We start from the raw sequence: 4,778 nt of genomic DNA on the forward strand, positions 1-4,778 counted from the left end.
AGAACACGTAGTTGGCGCCGCCGAGCTCGTGCGTCACTTCGAGCGCCTTCTTCACCTGCGCCGCCGCGTAGGCGAAGACGTCCGCGTTGCAGCTCGTCGCTGCGCCGTGCATGAACCGAGGGTTCGAGAACAGGTTCGCCGTGCCCCACAGCAAGTTCACTCCGGTCGCGTCCTGCTGCGCTTTCATCTCGGCGGCGACGGCGTCGAGGTTCCGGTTCGTCTCGCGCAGGCTGGAACCCTCCGGCGCGACATCGCGGTCGTGGAAGCAGTAGAACGGCGCTCCCAGCTTCGACATGAACTCGAACGCGACTTCCACCCGGCGCTTGGCGTTGTCGACGGAATCCGTCTCGGACTCCCACGGGCGGTACATCGTGCCGGGTCCGAACGGGTCGCGCCCCTCGCCACGGAAGGTGTGCCAGTAGGCGACGGAGAAGCGCAGATGCTCCCGCATCGTCTTGCCTTCGACGACCTCATCGGGGTTGTAGTGGCGGAACGCGAGCGGGTTCTTCGTGCCGGGCCCTTCGTAGGCGATCTTCTGGACGTCGGGGAAGTAGTCAGCCATGAACGCGACCTTTCGGATGTCGGCGACCGTGATCGGGGTCTCGCCGCACTATCGCACGGTTCGCAGGGGTATTCAAGGTCGCCGACGGCAGTCCAACCGACCTTTGTGCCTCCCCAATCGCTGTGCTAGGCTTGCCACACCTCGCGTCACGGCTCCGGTCATCGTCCCTTACTGCCGAATCTCAACGGGGAGTACCGACTCGTGGCAGACAAGACCTATCGCGTCGGCATCGTCGGGTGTGGAGGCATGGGCAACTCGCACGCGAAGGCGTGGTCGGGCAACCCGCGAACCCAGGTCGTCGCCACTGCCGACATGAGCCTCGATTCCGCGAAAGCCCTCGGCGACTCGTTTCAGGCGAAGGGCTACGGCGACTACAACGAGATGTTCGCCAAAGAGAACCTCGACATCGTCTCGGTGACGACGTGGCAGAACGTCCGCGCCGAGATCACCGCCGCCGCCGCGCGCGCCGGGGTGCCCGGCATCTTCGGCGAGAAGCCGATGGCGGAGAGCATGGGTGGAACCCTCGACATGCTCGAAGCCTGCGAGAAGAGCGGCGCGAAGCTCGCCATCGGGCATCAGCGGCGCTACGGCGCGCAGAACTGCGAAGCTCGACGGCTCGTCCTCGACGGCGCGATCGGCAAGCCAACCGCCGTCCTCCGACGCGACGGACACGGCTTGCTGAACCGTGGAACCCACGAGATCGATGAGATGCGCTTCTGGCTGGGCGATCCGAACCCCCTGTGGCTCGTCGGGCAGCTCTCCCGCCGCACCGACCGATGGGAGCGGCGCGTCCGTACGGAGGACAACTGCGCCTGCATCATCTGCTTCGAGGGCGGCGTGCGCGGTGTCTACGAGAGCGACCTGCCGGAGCCTGGGCTGCGCGGCGACATCATCTACGGCGAGGATGGAACCATCAAGCGCGGACCCGATGGAACCCTCCTGCTTCTGAATGGCTCCAGCAACGGATGGAAGTCCATCACGCCACAGCCCGTTCGCTCGAACCAGTTCCAGGACTTCATCGACTGGATGGACGGCAAGCGGGACGACCACCCCAACGAGGGCAAAGTCGCCGCGACGACGATGGAGATCATGATGGCGATCTACGAATCCGTGCGGATTCAGGACGTCGTCAAGTTCCCTCTCACGACGCGGGAGAACCCTCTCGATCTGCTGGTTGAGAGCGGCAAGGTGCCCGTCGAGGTGCCCGGACGCTACGACATCCGCGCGCCGTTCCCGGAGCAGAAGCGATAGACCGAACCTTCATCGGACGCCGCGTCGTCGATGGCGCGGCGTCCACCGCGCGCCCAGGACTGTTTCACGAAGATGCCTTCTCATCAACGAGTACCGTTCTGACGGGCAGTCAGGGCTCAGCCTGACGTCACGCGACGACCGCCCGCCCGTCGCTCCCGCGAAAGCGGGAGCCTAGAGTCCTTACCTCACGCTCTCGCACTGTGACCCGGCCCCGTCTGTCTCCGTGGCTCCCTTGCGCGGTGGATGCCAGTACTCTGGATTCCCGCTTACGCGGGAATGACGGTCCAGGGATTCTGTCTGTGTGTCGGCGAGACTCGTTCGTGGAAGTGCCGTGCGCGGCGTCCACCGCGCCTTGCCCCGTCGCCTTCCGCGTGTTGTCATACCCGACGCAGTGAAGCATCTCACTCGTCCGCCCGGAATCGGGTCGCCGGCGTGCTTCGCTCCGCAGGATGACAGCCGCCCATGTCCGCGCCCTCACGAGACAACCGCCTGACGCCTCGCGCCGTCCTGACAGGCCTGCTGGGCGCGGCTCTGCTCTCCGTCGCGACGCCCGTCAGCGACTTCCTGTTGAACGGCACGTGGCTCGCCGCGTGCCACCTGCCCATCGGCGTCGTGTGCGTGTTCGTCGCGCTGCGGTTCGCCGTTGCGCCGTTTCTTGCCCGCACCGGGAAGCCCTTCTCGCATGGAGAGTGGGTCGTCCTCTACGCGATGATGCTCGTCAGCGCCGGCTTCTCGTCGCTGGGCTTCGCGGCGTACGTCGTGCCGATTCTCGCGGCGATTCCCTACTACGCGACGCCGGAGAACGACTGGTTCGCGGTCTTCTCGCAGCATCTCCCGTCGTGGATGGCTCCGTTCGACGAGCGCGCTTCTCGCTCCTTCTTCGAAGGCGGCGACGCGCCGGTTCCCTGGGCGTTGTGGCTCCGACCGCTAGCGATCTGGACGATCTACGCGCTCATTCTCTTCTGGGGGATGCTCTGCATCTGCGTTCTGCTCCGGCGACAGTGGATCGAGCGCGAACGGCTCGCGTTCCCGTTGGTGCAACTGCCGCTGGAGCTGCTGGAACCCATCGGCGGCAGGCGTCGCGGGCTCGTTCTGCTGCTGGGAGCCGGCGTCCCGTTCCTCATCCATGCGATCAACGGATTGCACGTCTACTTCCCGTCTGTGCCAGGAATCCCGCTGTTCTTCGACGTCGGGGCACACCTCAACGAGAAGCCGTGGGACATCATGCGCCCGCTCTGGGTGATCCTTCACTTCAGCGCGGTCGGCTTCGTGTTCCTCCTGCCAGTCGATCTGTCGTTCAGCCTGTGGTTGTTCTACTTCCTGTTCCACATGCAGTCGGTCGCGATGGTCGTCATGGGGCTGCCGCTGGGTCAGAGTACGGGCTACGCGACGCGCGGCTTTGCGGCGTATCAGATGGCGGGCGGCATCCTCATGCTCGCCGCGGCGGCGATCTGGCGCGTTCGAACGTCTCTGGGGGAGCACTTCTCGACGGCGTGGCGAGGGAAGGACGACGGGTCCGAACCTCTCTCGCCGCGCGGGGCGATCGTCGGGCTTGGGCTGACGTTCCTTGCCGTCGTGATCGCGGGTGGGATCGCAGGGATTCCGCTCTGGCTGTCGTTTGCCACGACGCTCCTGTTTCTCGTGACGATGATCGCCATGACCCGCATGGTCAGCGAGAGCGGCCTGTTGTTCATCCAGACGCCCTTCCGCCCGACGGACCTACTGACGCCGGTTCTCGGCACGTCGCCCATGACCCCGCGCGGACTCGCCGTCTTGAACGTCCAGGAGATGATCTTCTCCTTCGACGTGCGATCCTCAGCGATGCCGAGCGTCATGGACGCTTTCAAGCTGCTCGACACGAGTCCGCTGCGCCGTCGGTCGCTCGTGACGCCGATGTTGGGAGCGTCCGTGCTGGCGATGGTCGTCTCGTGTGCGACGGTGCTTCTGATCGGGCAGGCGAACGGCGCGGCGAGCGTCAGCGGGTGGTTCGGGATCGGCGCACCCCAACTGCCGTTCAATCGGCTGACGGCGCAATTGGTCAACGGCACATCATCGGACCTCTACAGTGTCTTCTGGATGGGCGTCGGAGGAACCCTCGTCGCGACTTTGGGCGTTCTGCGGGCGCGGTTCCTGTGGTTCCCGCTGCACCCGATCGGGTACGCGATGGGTCCGAGCTGGCCCATGATCCAGCTCTGGTTCTCGACGCTGCTTGGTTGGGCGGCGAAGTCGGTGGCGCTGCGGTTCGGAGGGTTGCGGACGTTCCTGCGGTGGCGACCGTTCTTCCTGGGGATGGTTCTCGGCGAGTTCCTCGCGGGCGGGTTTTGGGTGGTCGTCGACTTCGCCCTGGGCAAGCAGGGCCACCGCATCTTCCTGTTCTGAGCGCTAGGCAGTTCGGAGAAGCTGGCGGCGCGTCACGCGTCGCTGTCGCCTAGCGCGTACTCGATTGCCTCGTCGGGTGTGAACGCGACGTCGCCGGACGTGGCCCCGGCGAGCGCATCGTCGCCTACCGCGTGACGCAAGGCTGTTTCGTAAGTGTCGAACCTCTGCTGGATCGACTTTGGCAGCGGCACATGGAGCTTGGTCCGGGTTGCCCTCGCCACTGCCAGGAGCCTGGATGCGCGCAGGTAGCGGCTCTGTTTCATGGCGAGTTCGCCGAATCCTTCGAGGCACTTCGCCAGTGCAGACAAGTCGCCCAACTCGCGGCAGAGCCTCAAGGACTCAGCCAGATGCTCGAACGCGTCAGATATCTGTCCTATGGTCCGTTACTTTGGAGATGTCGTATTCCCCCACCTCAATCCTCCCCCACGCTTCGCGGGGGGAGGAGGCTATGTCCCTCCCCCTTGCATGGGGGAGGGTTAGGGTGGGGGTCGGATAACACGATAAGTCACTGTCACTGACCACTAGCTCCCGTGCGGCTCTCGCCAAGCGGCGCAACGCGTACGACTGCCCCTTCTTGTCCCCGACG

At 65.2% G+C, this 4,778-nt stretch carries 4 protein-coding genes; 2 read left to right on the forward strand and 2 right to left on the reverse strand.

Annotated features, from left to right (window positions below; genetic code table 11):
* A partial coding sequence (locus tag FJZ36_18010) for a xylose isomerase (protein MBM3216793.1) occupies positions 1-562 on the reverse strand: 562 nt, incomplete at its 3' end.
* Between the two features lie 201 nt (positions 563-763).
* Between FJZ36_18010 and FJZ36_18015 the strand changes: the two genes are divergently transcribed.
* Together FJZ36_18015 and FJZ36_18020 are read left to right on the forward strand one after the other, a co-directional pair.
* Positions 764-1,813 (forward strand): Gfo/Idh/MocA family oxidoreductase, encoded by a 1,050-nt coding sequence (locus FJZ36_18015; GenBank protein ID MBM3216794.1) that lies wholly within the window; start codon positions 764-766, stop codon positions 1,811-1,813.
* Positions 1,814-2,275: 462 nt separating this feature from the next.
* The gene (locus FJZ36_18020) at positions 2,276-4,192 is read left to right on the forward strand and encodes a hypothetical protein (protein MBM3216795.1); all 1,917 of its coding nucleotides are present in this window, start codon (positions 2,276-2,278) and stop codon (positions 4,190-4,192) included.
* Between the two features lie 32 nt (positions 4,193-4,224).
* On the opposite strand, the gene FJZ36_18025 is transcribed toward FJZ36_18020, so the two are convergent.
* Positions 4,225-4,527, reverse strand: a complete 303-nt coding sequence (locus tag FJZ36_18025; GenBank protein ID MBM3216796.1) for a hypothetical protein — start codon at positions 4,525-4,527, stop codon at positions 4,225-4,227.
* Between the last annotated feature and the right edge of the window lie 251 nt (positions 4,528-4,778).

Source organism: Candidatus Poribacteria bacterium, from assembly GCA_016866785.1.
Taxonomy (GTDB): domain Bacteria; phylum Poribacteria; class WGA-4E.

Excerpts from the sequence above, each read along its gene's own strand:
- FJZ36_18020 (MBM3216795.1), top strand. The coding sequence starts at position 2,276 with ATGTCCGCGCCCTCACGAGACAACCGCCTGACGCCTCGCGCCGTCCTG.